Genomic DNA, 15,141 nt, shown 5'->3' on the forward strand with positions numbered 1-15,141 from the left:
ATGTTGACGACATATGCAAAAACAAAACTGCAAGAGGAAAAAGTTTTTAAAGACCCTGTCCATCGTTATATTCATGTTAGGGATCAAGTGATTTGGGATTTAATAAAAACAAGAGAATTTCAAAGACTGCGCCGTATTAAACAGCTAGGTACCACATATTTAGTGTTTCACGGAGCGGAGCATAGCCGTTTTAATCACTCACTAGGAGTGTACGAAATTGTACGCCGTATTGTAGATGACGTATTCAGAGGAAGAAAAGAATGGGACGAATCTGAGAGGTTACTTGTATTATGTGCAGCGCTCTTGCATGATTTAGGGCACGGCCCGTTTTCCCATGCCTTTGAAAATGTATTTGAGACCGATCATGAATATTTTACGCGTCAAATTCTACTAGGGGAGACTGAAGTAAATGCAGTACTGCGCAGGGTTTCACAGGACTTCCCTGAGAAAGTCGCCCAAGTGATAGAAAAAACATATCCGAATGAATTGGTTGTCAGCTTAATTTCAAGTCAAATTGACGCCGACCGAATGGATTATTTACAGCGTGATGCTTATTATACAGGCGTTAGCTACGGTCATTTTGATATGGAACGTATTATGCGTGTTATGCGCCCCCGCGAAAATGGCGTAGTTATAAAAGAAAGTGGAATGCATGCAGTAGAGCATTATATTATGAGCCGTTACCAAATGTATTTGCAAATTTACTTCCACCCTGTATCACGGAGTGCAGAAGTTGTACTCAATAATATTTTAAAGCGGGTAAAAGTGTTATGTGCTAGTAATTATGTGTTTAAATATGAGCCAACGCCTTTTATTGCTTTTTTCAAAGGTGATGTCACGCTAGAAGATTATATTGCATTAGATGAAAGTATTATGCTCGCATACTTCCAATTTTGGATGAAGGAAGAGGACCTGATTTTACGTGATTTATGTAGAAGGTTCGTTAATCGGAAATTGTTCCAATATACAAATCTCAACCCATTCAAGCAACCTGAAGTTTATGCAGAGCTGCGCCGTCTATTTTTAGAGGCGGGTATGGACCCTGATTATTATTTAGTACATGATTCCACATCCGATTTACCATATGACTTTTATCGACCTGGAATTGAAGGGACAAAAAAGCCGATATACTTACTTATGCAAGACGGTGGGCAGTGTGAGCTATCAGAGGAAAGTCAAATAGTTGAAGCAATTGCCGGCCGTATAAAAGTGGACCATAAAGTTTATTACCCGGAAGAGTTATTCGATGACGAGAACATTCCGGAAGCTTTACGTCAGGAAATACAGAAACTAATTGAGCATATATAAAAAAGGGGGTGAATCATTTATAGATTCATCCCTTTTGTACTGCAATTTCATTGTTTACTGCGTAGTCAACTGAAATATAGGACAAATTAATTGTCGCTGTATCGCACGCCACCTTTTGCAAAGTGGTTTTTAGACATTTCTTCGATAATAATGGATACATTTTCTACTGGTGCGTCAACTGTTTTTGAAACAGCTTGTGTAACTTCTTCTACAAGCGCTCGCTTTTGTTCTTCTGTACGCCCCTCAACCATTTTAATTGTAACGATTGGCATATAGTCGCCTCCTAGTTAAGATATAGTGTATAGTATTTATATTAGCGTATTTGGAGGTATTTACAATGGCAAATGAAGAAAAATCTAAACCAAAAATGGGTTTTACGATTATTAAAAATGATCCAACCGATGGGCATAAAGGTTTTGGCATTGGCTCACTTTCTCTGGAAAATGTGTCGCCAGTCATTGTCGATGTCGCAGAAGGAACGGCGATTGTTGATATAGGTGCAATGCATGCAAAAAGTGAAGTAGAGCGTGGCATTAAATTTACAACGAACCGTGAAGACTCTGCAGGCGGGAAGAATTACTGGTTAGTATGGGTGACGATTGACCATAAGGAATCCGGTGCCTACTTTGCAGGCGTAACTGCATGTGAAATGGTTGTGAACCGTGAAAAGCGCCGCGGCTACAAAATATTGGCGGATCATGTAAATAGAATGGATAAATCTATGAAGCGCCATATCATCGTTGACCATATGGATGCACCATCGAAAAAAATATTGGCAGACTTCCTGAAAAGCCACAATGAAGAAATGTGGAACAATAGCGATGAAAAATTAGCAAATGATTTAGCGTAAAACTACTTATAGGGTAAATATAAGACACAAATAAATTTATAATCAGTCAATTATTTTTTGGGAAAATGAATTCATCCGGTGAACAATATGTGACATTTAAAGAACATACTAATCGGTGGTTGAAACTGCTTCCAAAAGAAAGTAAACTGATTTTAAAGCTTGCAAAGTAGTAGGCTAGGACACGTGGAAAATGAATAGTGATGAGTATTAAGCGGCATTTGAACATTCCCAAGCCGAATGCCCCATGATTCTCATCCTTTCGTTAACCACAATAGAAAAGCTCTTTCGTTTTACGGACTAGAACCGGAAACGAAAGAGCTTTTTTAATTTTTAGTCCCAAAAACCTTTAAATGCTTCAAATGGTAATGTTTCGAAGAAATTACCCCATGTATCAGTATCGAAGAAATCGAATGTTCCACATGATTCCGTTGGGATATCTGCCGTTTTCATATAAACGACACGCTGGTTCGGACAGGAGGCATCGGCTAAATTACCACTTAGAATATCAACCGTAACAGGCTCGACGCCACTTGGCATTTTAAAAGTTTCGTTTGCTTTTCCATCAAGGGCGGTTTCCATAAAATCGATCCACACTTGTTTGGAAGCTGCCATATCTGCCTGCACAGATAGTGTTTTCCCTTGGTCATAGCCATTCCATACACCGGCAGTTAAGCTAGGTGTAAAGCCAATCATCCATTGATCACTATTTGTCGTCCCCGATTTTGCTGCATACGTGTGGGACATTCTAGAGCGTAAAGATAGGCCGGTTGCAGGAGAGTAATCACTGAATACAGGATCGAATATTCCTGTCATCATTTGTGTGAGAACAAAAGCATCCTGTTCAGAAATTACTTGTTCTTTCTCCGGTTTTTTATATTTATAAACAACTTTCCCTTTTGCATCAGTAATCGATAATACGGTAACCGGTTTTCTCTTTTCTCCACCAGCTGCAAGTATGTTATATGCATTTGTTAAATCATACAGCGAATTTTCAGCGGTTCCCAAAGCAATGGATGGGATATCTTTTTCAGAATATTGAAGTCCAAAGCGTTTTTGAATATCTCGGAAGGAACGGTAGCCGATCCCTTCCAATGTCTTTACTGCATAAATATTGTCGGAAATAGCTAATGCTTGGGCTAAGGAAATGGCATGATCTGCAAACTTATTATTGACGTTTTGTGGTGTATAAGTTGCTCGCCCACTATCATAAGTGAATGTTGTCTCACTAACATCCAAAAACGACATTGGGGTAAAATTCTTTTCAAGAGCCGCTGCGTATAAAATCGGCTTGATGGCGGAGCCGGGTTGACGATTTCCCAATGAGACCCGATTAAAGGGGCTTACACCATAATCACGTCCTCCTACAAGAGCTGTTACATAGCCAGTGTACGCATCCATACTGACTAAACCAACTTGTAAATCACTATTAGGCATATTCTTTTCAATCGCATTTTCAGCTGCACGCTGATGCGCCTGGTTCAATGTTGTTTGAATCGTCCATCCACCTTCATTAATACTAAGGTTTTTGGATTTTAATATGTCAGTCGCTTCTTCCCTAACAACATCCAAAAAGTAAGGTGCTATCGACTTTGACGCAATCCATTGATCACTTTTAAGTACAACTTGTTCAGACGTAGCACGTGTTTTTTCATCTTCTGTAATCTTTCCTTGATCAGCCATTAATCGTAAAATAACTTGCTGACGATTTGTCGCCTTTTTTAAATCATTTAGTGGCGAATAATACGTCGGCCCTTTTGGAACACCGGCAAGCATAGAAGCTTCGGCTAATGTTAAATCCTTTGCTGATTTGTCATAAAAATAACGGCTCGCTGCTTCTACACCATACATTCCATGTCCGTAGTAAACCGTATTTAAATAGCCTTCTAAAATTTCCTCTTTTGAGTAAAATAATTCTAAACGATAGGCAAATAAGGCTTCATTTATTTTTCGGGTCCATGTTTTTTCATGAGTTAAATAAAGGTTACGCGCATATTGCTGAGTGAGTGTACTAGCTCCTTGGACTTTACCTCCCGCTTTAATATCTGCTAAAACGGCACCGGCAATTCGGGAATAGTCAAAACCACTATGGTCAAAGAAGTCTTTATCTTCCACGGCTACAGTAGCGTCAATTAAATAAGGTGAAATATCATCCAATTCTGTCCAATAGCGACGCTCCTCGGTAAAATAATCGCCAATTTTATTATTGTTGCTATCCAAAAAGATCGAAGCTTTCGGAACAGTAAGTGGTGGTGCTCCGGCAACTTGTGCATATATACGCAATGAAAGGAACGTTACAGCGAAAAAACATAAAAGGGCAATAGTAACGAGTCCTACTTTTTTTATAAATCTTTTACGGCTTTTTCGTTTTTTATATTGCTGTCTTTTCAAGTTTTTCCACCTCATTTCTTTTTTATAGTAAGCAAAAAATTTTCAGTCATTTATGAAAAGTTATAAAAATTCTATTGCACTTTCAATGAAAACAACTATACTTTTGTCGTAGCACATTAAATGGAAATAAGCATTAATACTGCTATGACTATACGTATTCACAATGTCGAATTTTGTCAGTTGTACTTAATTATACGAAAATAGCGATCAAAAGTTTCATTTGTTAGATTTAGTATGAGCAAAATCACCGGTCGCTATGCATACGAAATTGAGAACAAATTGATTTATAATTGATAATTTAAAATAGAGAAGGATGTAGGTGATCGTAAATGAGATTTGATGAAACTTATGCTGGCAATATGTTTATTAAAAGCCACCAAAATTACGAAGAAAGTAAGGCAGTTCTTTACGGCATGCCAATGGATTGGACAGTAAGCTATCGTCCAGGTCAACGTTTTGGGCCAGCTAGAATCCGTGAAGTATCAGTCGGTTTGGAAGAATACAGTTTTTACTTAGACCGCGAATTAGCGGATGTTCCATTTTTTGACGCGGGAGACATTCCGTTGCCATTCGGTAATCCGGAAAAATCTTTGGCGGAAATTAAGACATTTGTTCGTAAAGTATTGGCAGACAACAAAGTTCCAGTTGGCATGGGTGGCGAACACTTAGTATCATTGCCAGTAATGGAAGCGGTATACGAAAAGTATGATGATTTAGCAATTATTCATTTTGATGCGCATACAGATTTGCGTACCGATTATGAAGGTGAACAGTATTCACATGCAACGCCAATTCGTAAAATTGCGGATACAATCGGACCTGAAAATGTCTATTCATTCGGAATTCGTTCAGGCTTAAAGGAAGAATTGCAGTGGGCAAAGGAAAACGGGATGCACATTTCATTATTCGAAGTACTCGAGCCTTTAAAGCAAATCCTGCCAACATTAAAAGGGCGCAATGTTTACGTGACAATTGATATTGATGTATTGGACCCGGCACATGCTCCAGGCACAGGTACTGTAGATGCAGGTGGCATTACACCAAAAGAACTTTTAGCATCGATTCATGAAATCGCGCACGCTGAAGTTAATGTTGTCGGCTTTGACCTTGTAGAAGTGGCACCGATTTACGACCATTCAGAAATAACAGTAAACACAGCAGCAAAGTTAATTCGCGAAATGATTTTAGGTTGGGTGAAATAAAAAGAAAAATAAAGCGAGCGACGAAATTTTGTCGCTCGCTTTTTAAGTATTTACTTTAAGTTGTTTGCATGAAAGTAGCCTGATGTTAGATTCGATTTGGCATGTTGAGAAGCTCTAATTAAATTTTCAATCATACTATGTGAATTTGGGCCATTATCCGGATAAGAGCTTAATCCAATCGTAACGGATATATAAATTTCCTCTTTTCCTATTTCATTAAAAGGCTGTTGGGCTATAGTCTTTATTAAATTATCCGCCTCAAAAATCGCTAGAGCTGGAGGGATATCCCTTAAAATAATGGCAAACTCCTCGCCGCCTAACCGGGCAACAAATGCATCATTTTTAGCTGCATACTCTTTTAGCTGAAAAGCCAACTGCTTAATAATTAAATCGCCTGTTGAAAATCCGTATCGGGAATTAATCATTTTAAAATCCCGAATATCTACCAATAATAAACTGAATACACCGTTTTTCTTAACAAGTTGTTGAAGACACTTCTCTAATTCTGCTGTATTAGGCAACTGTGTTAAATAATCAATTTTTCGCAAATAAGTAGTTTCCTGTACAGTATCATTCGTACGTTTTACATGATGAATTACGATGAAAATAAAGTAAAATGCGAAAATAGTAAATAAACCATATAACAGGAGGAATCCGAATCCCTTACTAATAAAGCAAAGTCCGATAAAAGAAATCAATATCGTTTCAATCAAACATAACCAAAAATATATGAATACTGTTTTAGCGGTCATTGCATACCTTCGTGTAATTAGAAATAGCACCAATACTAGTAAAATAAAATTGTAGTTAAAAATAGTAGAAGCCATCGATATTTCTGACAGGAAAAATCGACCAATCCCTATAATTAGGCCGCTAATTAATATCGCAAAAGGTCCACCTAATAATCCACTAAACAGAACGGAAATAAACTGGGAATTTACCAATACGCCATCAACAAGATGTATTGCAGAATAAGTTAAAATAAGCCCCGTCACGCCAAATTTTATACCTGTCACATATGGAATTGATCGATTAATAAATGGTGTAATTTTAAAATAATTAATAAATGGCCAATAAATTAAAAGTGTAAACGTAAATAATATACAAAAATAAGATAATATTTCGATAAACATAATTAACTCCTTTATAAAATAATCATTACTCTTTTCTACCCAAAATACTATAAAAATGATTTAAATAACGGAAAAATACTCAAAACTAGATGATAAAAGTACTAAGGCAAAGTTTAAGTTCGATGTTGCTTAAAGAGAGGAACTTATCCTATAATAAAAAGGTTATAGAAATATATGCATAGGAGCTGACTGCTGTGGCGAACGAGAATGGGAAAACAGTCAAAATTAAGCTAATTTCCTCCATCATTCCTACCGAGGGCGAGCTTGAAAAATATGAAATGTGGCTAGAAGGCAACTGTGTAGAAAAAGGCGCAAATCATTATTTACGCTATGAAGAAGTTCAGGAAGAGACACGAATTCAAACGACGATAAAGCTAGATGAAGCGAAAGCCTTTATAATGCGAAGCGGTGGTGTCAACATGCGTCTTCCTTTAAATCTGGGCTTACGGGAAAATGGACATTATGAAAGTCCATTCGGATCATTGCCAATCGTTACCGATACGCATCAGTTATCCATTGAAGTAACACAAAGCGAAAAAGTATCAGGGCGTTTTAAAACGCAATATGATCTTATAATAGGCGGCAATTCTGTCGGACAATACACATTGGAAATTCAATTTACGGAGGTATATTCATGAATGCAGTAGAACAATTACAGCAATCGATTAAAGACGCTTTAAAAGCAGCGATCAATCAGGCAGGCTTAGTCGAAGCTGGCACAGAACTAAATATTCACCTGGAAACACCAAAAGACAAAGCAAACGGTGATTTTGCTACAAACGTAGCGATGCAATTAACTAAATTGGCGAAAAAGCCACCGCGTGCCATTGCAGAAAGCATTTTAGAGAATGTAAAAACAGAAGGGACAGATATCGAAAAAATCGAAATCGCAGGTCCTGGCTTCCTAAACATTACAGTTCGTAAAGACTTCTTAGCAGGTGTAGTAAAAGCAGCATTCGAACAAGGTGAAAATTACGGTCGTTCTACTGCTGGAGCTGGGGAAAAAGTACAAGTCGAGTTCGTATCAGCGAACCCAACTGGGGACTTACACTTAGGACATGCCCGCGGTGCTTCTGTAGGGGATTCTTTATGTAACGTTATGGATTTTGCCGGTTTTGATGTATCTCGTGAATACTATATTAACGATGCAGGTAACCAAATCAACAACTTAGCTTACTCATTGGAAGCACGCTATAAACAAGCTTTAGGTATGGATGCCGAGATGCCGGAAGATGGCTACCACGGACAAGATATTATTGATATTGCAGGGAAGTTAACTGAAGAATTCGGTGCTGCAATTTTAGATAAATCAGAAGAAGAACGTTTTAAATTTTTCCGTGAGCACGGTTTGAAGCTAGAGTTGGCAAAATTACAAAACGATCTGAAAAACTTCCGTGTTGAATTTGACGTTTGGTATTCTGAAACTTCATTATATGAAAACGGCAAAATCGATGTTGCTCTAGAGAAACTAAAGGCAAATGGACACGTATTTGATGAAGATGGAGCAACTTGGTTCCGTTCAACTACATTTGGCGATGACAAAGACCGCGTATTAATTAAAAACGACGGTTCATTCACATATTTAACACCAGATATTGCTTACCATGAAGATAAATTACGTCGCGGATTTGATAAATTAATCAATATTTGGGGTGCTGATCACCACGGTTATATCCCACGTATGAAAGCAGCGATTGAAGCACTTGGCTACGAGCGTGAAACATTGGAAGTTGAAGTAATTCAAATGGTTCAGCTTTACAAAAACGGTGAGAAGTTCAAAATGAGTAAGCGTACAGGTAACGCCGTAACTATGCGTGAATTAGTAGAAGAAGTAGGCTTGGATGCAGTACGTTATTTCTTCGTAAAAACTGCAGGTGATTCACACATGGATTTCGATTTAGACTTAGCAGTATCACAATCTAATGAAAACCCAGTGTATTATGCGCAGTATGCACATGCACGTATCTCATCAATTTTACGTGCAGCAAGCGAGCAAGGTTTTGAAGCATCATTAGAAAACCTGAACTTACTTGTAGCAGAAAAAGAAGAAGATGTTCTGAAAAAGGTCGGCGCATTCCCACAAATCGTGGCAGATGCAGCGAAACACCGTACACCGCACCGTATCGCAAACTATATTCAAGACTTAGCAGCTGCATTCCATAGCTTCTACAATGCTGAAAAAGTATTAAACCAAGATAATAAAGAGTTAACTGCAGCACGTTTAGCGTTAATTACAGCAGTAAAAACAACTTTAGCAAATGCGTTGAAATTAATCGGCGTAAGTGCACCTGAGAAAATGTAATCCAAAATTTCACGACACTCTATTTTCTATTAACGGAAAATAGGGTGTTTTTTCATTCGAATTGCGATGTTTCTACTTTTTAACTGAGCCTTTCTACCTTTTGTTGTAAAGGTTCTCCTTTTGGGTCGTAACGTTCTACATTAACGTGAATATTTTCTCCTTTCTCCCGCCACCGTTCCACTTTAAATAGGAAATTACCCCTTATTTATTAAGTGAATAAATCCCTACAAAGAAACTAGGGATATCTATTGACTTGTAAATTTCTGAAACGTACTATTAATTTGAAGAAATAACTACGTAAGACAACAGACGAGGGTGGTGCTTTTCATGAGCAAGGAATTATTTATTGAAACGGACGAGCAGCGACAATGGTTGGAAAAGCTCGAAACAATTTCAGAGAGTATAAAACAATTGGCTCAACAAACAGATGAGCAAGCGACATTTCCATTTGAAAATTTCCAAAAGCTACGCGAAATTGGCTATACAAAAATAACGTTGCCAAAGGAATACGGAGGAGATGGCTTCACCGTATATGATGCGCTTTTACTACATGAAACATTGGCAAGCTATTGCGGAAGTACGGGGTTGGCAGTTTCGTGGACAATTCAAAATGTAGGCGAGATTTTTGAAAACCGTTACTGGAATCCTCAAAAGCTTGATTGGTTTGGTGGAGAAATTGCAAATGGTGCCACAGTAAATCGTGCAGTAAGTGAGTTTGCGATGGGAAGTCCAGTGCGTGGTGGGCGTCCGGCGACTTCCGCAAAACGTGGTGGCGAACATTATATAATTAACGGGCGTAAAAACTATACGAGCGGTGCACCGGATCTCGATTATTTTTTAGTATCTGCATGGATTGAAGATGAGGATCAGCTAGGGTTTTTCCTTGTTCCGAAAACGGCTGAAGGAGTATCGGTCGAAAACACTTGGGATGTGGCATCAATGCGCGGGACGGGAAGCGATGATTTAGTGCTCGACAATGTACGCATTGATCAGACGAACTTAGTGGAAATTCCAAACTATACAACAGGCTTTAAACTGAACGGCTGGTTGCTGCTTATCCCGGCGACTTATTTAGGAATTGCGCAGGCAGCACGGGATTATGCGGTTGATTTTGCGAATAGCCATTCACCAAATAGTATTCAAGGGACAATTGCACAATTGCCGAATGTTCAAACGCTCATCGGAGAAATGGATTTAGCATTAACAAAAGCTCGTTTTACTATTTATGGGGTAGCAAGACTGTATGATGACCCGACGAAGAAGGCGACCTTAGTTAACGAAATCAATATTGCTAAACATGTTGTGACAAATACAGCGATTGAAGTCGTTGATAAGGCGATGCGTTTAGTTGGCGCAAAGAGTCTTCAACGGTCCAACCCACTTCAACGCTATTACCGTGATGTACGTGCAGGCTTACACAATCCACCAATGGATGACATTACAATTAAGCGTTTAGCAGAGACAGCAATTGAAAACAATTTAAAAACAAAAGAATGATCTGTGTTATTTACTACGCAGAAACTGAATTATAAACAAATTATCTGAAACTTTGGTAATTTTGCATACATTAAGTGAAATATCCGCTATAATAAAAATATTAATTAAATATGTACTATAAAGGTTCTTACTATATCTAATTAAAGTAAGAAGTAAAAGGGAAATCGGTTCAAATCCGATGCGGTCCCGCCACTGTAATTGCTAGTTTGGAGCTATATGCCACTGAAATTTTCGGGAAGGCAGCTCATAAACGTTAATGCATAAGCCAGGAGACCTGCCTTTATAATGCCCGATTAATGCCTACGCGGATAGGATGTGGTGAATGAATTTTTTATTTGAATTTATTTGCTTTCATAAAGCTTCCTAGTATGTAGGAGGCTTTTTATTTTTGTGTAAAATTACAAGTTAGAACAATTTTAGGAGGAATTAATTACATATGAAAACTTGGCAACGACTTTCTTCAACGGGAATTATTTCAATTATGCTTCTTGCAGGCTGTGGGGTTGAAGAAACAGCAGTAGAAAAAGATTCAGCTCAACAATCGAAGGACGCGGTTGAGGAACAAGCACAGTTCCCTATAACGGTAACGGATGCTTTAAACAAAGAAGTGACAGTGGAAAAAGCTCCTGAACGCATTATTTCCCTTATTCCATCGAATACAGAAATATTATTTGGCTTAGGCTTAAATGAGCAAATTATTGGAGTATCCGATAATGATAATTACCCGGAAGAAGCTCAGACAAAAGAAAAAGTCGGTGGAATGGAATTTAACTTGGAACAATTGATTGCATTGCAGCCAGATCTAGTAGTAGCTCATGAATCAGGTCTTTATAGCTTTAATGAAGAAGGGATTGCGCAGCTTGAATCAGTGGGCATTCCTGTATATGTAGTGAAAAATACTACAACATTTGAAGAAACATATACGACTATTGAACAAATTGGGCAATTAACAGGGAAAACAGCTGAGGCAACAGAGATGATTGCATCCATTCAAAAAGGAATTCAAGACATTGAAGTTAAAGTTGCTGATTTAGAAGAAAAATCTGTGTTTATCGTAGTGGGCACAGAGCCGGACTTATATGCAGCGGGACAAGAAACATTTATCAATGAAATGCTAGAAGTGTTAAATGTAGAAAATGCAGTACAAGAGCTTGGATGGCCAATGTATAGCTCTGAGCAATTTGTTGACAGTAATCCGGACGAAGTGATTGTAACATATGAAAACGACTATGAAAGCATCGTAAATAACTCTGCCTATAACGAAATGGATGCAATTAAAAATGGCAATGTTCATGTCGTAGATGGGGATACGACGAGTCGCCAAGGTCCACGTATTGTAGAAGGTATTGAATCACTAGGTGAGGCAATTTATCCAGATGTATTTAAAGAATAGAAAATATATATATGCTTATGTTACTTCCATTGCATTGCTTCTTTGCAGCTTGTGGATCGGAGTATCATTTGGAACGGTTAATATCCCCCTTTCGACATTATGGGATAAAACGACAGATCCGATAGCTTACAGTATACTGTGGAAAATTCGAATGCCACGGGTAATTTTAGCCGCAATCGTTGGTGCATCACTGGCGATTGCAGGGGCGGCTTTCCAGGGGCTATTAAAAAATCCATTGGCCGATCCTTATACGCTAGGGATTTCATCAGGTGCATCAGTCGGAGCTGTTATGACGATTTTTTTAGGTATATCGATTCCGTTTCTTGGTGCATTTACATTACCAGTATTCAGCATGGCAGGTGCCGCATGTACAATGGTCATAGTATTATCATTTGCCCGACTTGTGGATCGTTCTATGAAAATGGAAACGTTAATCTTAACAGGAATTATATTTAGTTCGTTTTTAGGTTCATGTATCTCATTAATGGTTGCTTTAACGGGGGAAGAACTTAGAGCGATTATTGGTTGGCTGCTTGGGAGTGTATCGATGCGCGGCTGGTCATATGTAAATATGATTTTACCATTCATGATTATCGGTACGAGTATTATATGGTTCAATCGCCGTGAGCTGAATGCAATGATATACGGAGAGGAACGTGCTCAATACTTAGGGGTAAATGTGAAGCGCAGTAAATATATGATTTTAGCAGGTGGCTCAATCTTAACAGGGTCGGCTGTAGCTGCATCCGGTACGATTGGTTTTGTCGGATTAGTTGTCCCGCACATGATTCGTCTATTAGTTGGAGCCGATCATCGACATTTACTGACATTATCCTTTATGAACGGTGCGAGTCTACTTGTCATTTGCGACTTAGTATCACGGACCATCATCTCACCTGTAGAACTCCCAATTGGCGTAATTACTTCTTTTATTGGTGCACCGGTATTTGCCTATATTTTCTTTAAGCAACGTAGAAAGGTTGTTGCATAGTGTTAAAAGTGAACGAATTGTCAGGTGGTTATGACGGGAAACAGATTGTGAAAAATATGACGTTTCACGTGGAAAAAGGTAAAATCCTCGGGATTCTTGGTCCGAACGGTAGTGGGAAATCGACATTATTAAAAATGATCAGTGGCGTTTTAAAACCTACACGGGGGGAAATCATGATTGAAGATCACCCGATTAATAGCTACGATATTAAACAGTTGGCAAAAAAGATGGCCGTTCTTCCTCAACTAAACGCCAGTGTATTTACGAACAGTGTATATGACGCTGTTTCACTAGGCAGATATCCACACCAAAGCGGCTTTTTTTCCACATGGTCAAAGGAAGATGAAAACCTTGTAAATCGTGCAATGGAAAGCACCGGGGTTTCGCATTACAGAAATCGACATCTGGAGTTTCTTTCAGGTGGTGAGCAACAACGTGTATTTATTGCACAGGCACTAGCTCAGGATTCGGAGCTGCTTCTTTTGGATGAGCCGACAAATCATTTGGACATTGCTCACCAGAAGCAAATTTTGGACATGATTCGAATGCAAGTAGAACTTAATGGATTAACGGTTGTATCAATTTTTCATGACATTAATTTGGCGTCGCTATATTGTGATGAACTGCTTTTAATTGAAAATGGGGAAATACGAGCTTTTGGGGAGCCACATGAAGTCATTATGCAAGATCAAATTGCCGATGTCTACCAGGCGCGTGTGGTGACTTATCCACATCCTGAACTGCCAAAGCCACAAATAACAATGATGCCAACAAATGAATTAGAACAAAAACAATCGACTATAAATAAAAATAATTTCAAAATAACAGATGAATATGTTAAGTACATTTCTCCATCCCCATTAAAAGTTATTTCTTCGGCAGTACATAATGCGGGAATAGGCTGGTATGATACATTTTTAAACCGTGCGATTGCTCCGGAATATGATATATACAATGTAAAAGAAGAAACAGAGCAATTTTTACAACACAATCACTTTTCACCAACAAATACGGTCGTTATGTTAACAGCTGTGAAAACGAAATGTGCAGCCATTCAGCATTTTTCGAAAGATAATGTTGAAATTAGTGTTATGGTAACAGCAGGGGTAGGAAATGGTGTTGATGTCACAAAAGCTTATTTACGCGAAGATGAGCCGCATATCGGGACTATTAATACATGGGTTTTTATTAATGGTAAACTAACGGATGAAGCATTTATCCAAGCTATGATTACGGCAACAGAAGCGAAAACAAAAGCAATGGCAGACCAACAAATTAAAGACCCTTTAACAAATACAACGGCAACTAGTACCGCAACGGACAGCTTATTAATCGCCGCGACCCAGCAAGGTGAAGAAATGCCGTATGCAGGACCAATTACTGAAGTCGGAAAATTAATCGGTAGAGCCGTTTTTGAAGTTACTGTGTCCGCAATAAAAAAGTATAAAGATCATACAATTCTTTAATGCAACGCTAAATCGAAAGGGTGAAATTTGATGAAATTATACACAAAGACAGGCGATAAAGGGAAGACCAGCATTATTGGAGGGCGTGTTGATAAAGATCATCTACGTGTAGAGGCATACGGAACAATTGATGAATTAAATTCATTTATCGGTAAAGCAGTTTCGGAACTCGATTCAAGTAAATTTCAGGATATTATTGAAGATTTAACAGCTATCCAGCATGAATTGTTCGATGGCGGCGGCGATTTGGCCAATGTAATGAAGGAACGTCACTATAAATTAGCAGAGGAACCTATTGCAGTTCTAGAGAATCGGATTGACCTATTATCTGAAGAAGCACCTCCATTAAAACGTTTCATATTACCAGGAGGCGCGCCTGCTGCTGCCACATTGCATATTGCTCGCACGATAGCCCGTCGCGCAGAACGACAAACTGTATCGTTAATGAAAGAAATTGAAGATGTTTCACCTGTGGTACAAAAATATTTAAATCGTTTATCGGATTATCTATTTGCTGCAGCACGGGTAGTGAATTATCGCTTATCCATCCCGGATGTTGAATATATTCGCAGTGGTGACGTCTTTAAATAAAGCAGGAAAATGCTAGCTTA

At 38.5% G+C, this 15,141-nt stretch carries 13 protein-coding genes and 1 riboswitch; of the genes, 10 read left to right on the top strand and 3 right to left on the bottom strand.

Going from position 1 to position 15,141, the window contains the following annotated elements; all coding sequences use genetic code 11:
* Positions 1-1,308 (top strand): HD domain-containing protein, encoded by a 1,308-nt coding sequence (locus tag H9635_RS13165; RefSeq protein WP_191700765.1) that lies wholly within the window; start codon positions 1-3, stop codon positions 1,306-1,308.
* 86 nt (positions 1,309-1,394) lie between these two features.
* On the opposite strand, the gene H9635_RS13170 is transcribed toward H9635_RS13165, so the two are convergent.
* On the bottom strand, positions 1,395-1,580 hold the full coding sequence (locus H9635_RS13170) for a 2-hydroxymuconate tautomerase (protein ID WP_191700766.1): 186 nt from the start codon (positions 1,578-1,580) through the stop codon (positions 1,395-1,397).
* Between the two features lie 65 nt (positions 1,581-1,645).
* Between H9635_RS13170 and H9635_RS13175 the strand changes: the two genes are divergently transcribed.
* The gene (locus H9635_RS13175) at positions 1,646-2,158 is read left to right on the top strand and encodes a YwhD family protein (RefSeq protein WP_191700767.1); all 513 of its coding nucleotides are present in this window, start codon (positions 1,646-1,648) and stop codon (positions 2,156-2,158) included.
* A gap of 330 nt (positions 2,159-2,488) precedes the next feature.
* Here H9635_RS13175 and H9635_RS13180 read toward each other — a convergent pair whose 3' ends face one another.
* Positions 2,489-4,546 (bottom strand): transglycosylase domain-containing protein, encoded by a 2,058-nt coding sequence (locus tag H9635_RS13180; protein ID WP_191700768.1) that lies wholly within the window; start codon positions 4,544-4,546, stop codon positions 2,489-2,491.
* A gap of 329 nt (positions 4,547-4,875) precedes the next feature.
* Between H9635_RS13180 and speB the strand changes: the two genes are divergently transcribed.
* On the top strand, positions 4,876-5,748 hold the full coding sequence (gene speB, locus H9635_RS13185; RefSeq protein WP_191700769.1) for an agmatinase: 873 nt from the start codon (positions 4,876-4,878) through the stop codon (positions 5,746-5,748).
* Between the two features lie 50 nt (positions 5,749-5,798).
* On the opposite strand, the gene H9635_RS13190 is transcribed toward speB, so the two are convergent.
* Complete coding sequence (locus H9635_RS13190; protein WP_191700770.1) at positions 5,799-6,881, bottom strand: diguanylate cyclase; 1,083 nt, start codon at positions 6,879-6,881, stop codon at positions 5,799-5,801.
* A gap of 194 nt (positions 6,882-7,075) precedes the next feature.
* Here H9635_RS13190 and H9635_RS13195 point away from each other — a divergent pair, with 194 nt between their 5' ends.
* The 7 genes from H9635_RS13195 to H9635_RS13225 all read left to right on the top strand — a co-directional run bounded on the left by H9635_RS13195 (position 7,076) and on the right by H9635_RS13225 (position 15,121).
* Positions 7,076-7,519, top strand: coding sequence for a DUF1934 domain-containing protein (locus H9635_RS13195; protein WP_191700771.1), 444 nt, complete (start codon positions 7,076-7,078; stop codon positions 7,517-7,519).
* A complete protein-coding gene (argS, locus tag H9635_RS13200; RefSeq protein WP_191700772.1) occupies positions 7,516-9,183 on the top strand; it encodes an arginine--tRNA ligase in 1,668 nt (555 codons plus the stop codon). Before H9635_RS13195 ends, argS begins: the two co-directional genes overlap by 4 nt.
* A 327-nt stretch (positions 9,184-9,510) precedes the next feature.
* The gene (locus H9635_RS13205) at positions 9,511-10,680 is read left to right on the top strand and encodes an acyl-CoA dehydrogenase family protein (RefSeq protein WP_191700773.1); all 1,170 of its coding nucleotides are present in this window, start codon (positions 9,511-9,513) and stop codon (positions 10,678-10,680) included.
* A gap of 104 nt (positions 10,681-10,784) precedes the next feature.
* Positions 10,785-10,976, top strand: a riboswitch (cobalamin riboswitch).
* A gap of 140 nt (positions 10,977-11,116) precedes the next feature.
* Positions 11,117-12,073, top strand: coding sequence for an ABC transporter substrate-binding protein (locus H9635_RS13210; RefSeq protein WP_191700774.1), 957 nt, complete (start codon positions 11,117-11,119; stop codon positions 12,071-12,073).
* Positions 12,057-13,064, top strand: coding sequence for a FecCD family ABC transporter permease (locus H9635_RS13215; protein WP_191700775.1), 1,008 nt, complete (start codon positions 12,057-12,059; stop codon positions 13,062-13,064). The genes H9635_RS13210 and H9635_RS13215 overlap by 17 nt, the downstream gene beginning before the upstream one ends.
* Positions 13,064-14,530 (top strand): adenosylcobinamide amidohydrolase, encoded by a 1,467-nt coding sequence (locus H9635_RS13220; protein ID WP_191700776.1) that lies wholly within the window; start codon positions 13,064-13,066, stop codon positions 14,528-14,530. Before H9635_RS13215 ends, H9635_RS13220 begins: the two co-directional genes overlap by 1 nt.
* 30 nt (positions 14,531-14,560) lie before the next feature.
* Positions 14,561-15,121 (top strand): cob(I)yrinic acid a,c-diamide adenosyltransferase, encoded by a 561-nt coding sequence (locus H9635_RS13225; protein WP_191700777.1) that lies wholly within the window; start codon positions 14,561-14,563, stop codon positions 15,119-15,121.
* Positions 15,122-15,141 lie beyond the last annotated feature (20 nt).

It is taken from the genome of Solibacillus faecavium, from assembly GCF_014836905.1.
GTDB lineage: Bacteria > Bacillota > Bacilli > Bacillales_A > Planococcaceae > Solibacillus > Solibacillus faecavium.

Bases quoted from the DNA above. Each gene is read 5' to 3' on its own strand.
- H9635_RS13165 (WP_191700765.1), top strand. From the start codon at position 1: ATGTTGACGACATATGCAAAAACAAAACTGCAAGAGGAAAAAGTTTTT.
- H9635_RS13210 (WP_191700774.1), top strand. From the start codon at position 11,117: ATGAAAACTTGGCAACGACTTTCTTCAACGGGAATTATTTCAATTATG.
- argS (WP_191700772.1), top strand. From the start codon at position 7,516: ATGAATGCAGTAGAACAATTACAGCAATCGATTAAAGACGCTTTAAAA.
- H9635_RS13170 (WP_191700766.1), bottom strand. From the start codon at position 1,580: ATGCCAATCGTTACAATTAAAATGGTTGAGGGGCGTACAGAAGAACAA.
- H9635_RS13215 (WP_191700775.1), top strand. From the start codon at position 12,057: ATGTATTTAAAGAATAGAAAATATATATATGCTTATGTTACTTCCATT.
- H9635_RS13225 (WP_191700777.1), top strand. From the start codon at position 14,561: ATGAAATTATACACAAAGACAGGCGATAAAGGGAAGACCAGCATTATT.
- speB (WP_191700769.1), top strand. From the start codon at position 4,876: ATGAGATTTGATGAAACTTATGCTGGCAATATGTTTATTAAAAGCCAC.
- H9635_RS13205 (WP_191700773.1), top strand. From the start codon at position 9,511: ATGAGCAAGGAATTATTTATTGAAACGGACGAGCAGCGACAATGGTTG.
- H9635_RS13175 (WP_191700767.1), top strand. From the start codon at position 1,646: ATGGCAAATGAAGAAAAATCTAAACCAAAAATGGGTTTTACGATTATT.
- H9635_RS13190 (WP_191700770.1), bottom strand. From the start codon at position 6,881: ATGTTTATCGAAATATTATCTTATTTTTGTATATTATTTACGTTTACA.